The following is a 541-nucleotide window of genomic DNA, read 5'->3' on the forward strand; positions in this document are numbered from 1 at the left end:
AGCGTACGACGAGATCGGACGCCTTACCGACCTGCGACCGGCTCTGGACCGCCGTGACGCACTCGCCGAACGGCTCGCCGCTGCCGCTCCCCGGTGGACCGCGAAGATCATCGACAGCGGCGGGAACGCGACCGTGTGCGGCTCGGCGTCGGACCTTCCCGAACTGTGGCGGTGGAGCCAGGCCCAGACCTGGCTGGACGCCCTGCTCGGACGCGGTGACGTTGCCGTACTCCAGCGCCAGGTCGCCGAGACGACGGCCGGTGTCCGTCGGCTCGTCCTCGATGTCGCCGTCCGGTCCGCCCGGCTCGGCATGAAGACCAACCTGCGCGAGGACCAGCGTCGCGCGCTGATGGGATGGCTGCAGGCGTTGGCGAGGATCGGCAAGGGAACCGGCAAGTTCGCCCGCAGGTGGGAGGCGGACGCGCGCGAGCAGATGCCCGACGCGATGGGCACCGTCCCCGTCTGGATCATGCCGATCCACCGCGTGCTGCAAAGTTTCGACCCACGCAGAACGGATCTCTTCGACGTCGTCATCGTGGAT

At 69.3% G+C, this 541-nt stretch carries 1 pseudogene; it reads left to right on the top strand.

The window, feature by feature from the left end:
- Positions 1-541, top strand: a pseudogene (locus DD1DGNOD_RS26855) (AAA domain-containing protein); the annotation flags it as partial.

The organism is Candidatus Protofrankia californiensis (genome assembly GCF_900634765.1).
Classification (GTDB): domain Bacteria; phylum Actinomycetota; class Actinomycetes; order Frankiales; family Frankiaceae; genus Protofrankia; species Protofrankia californiensis.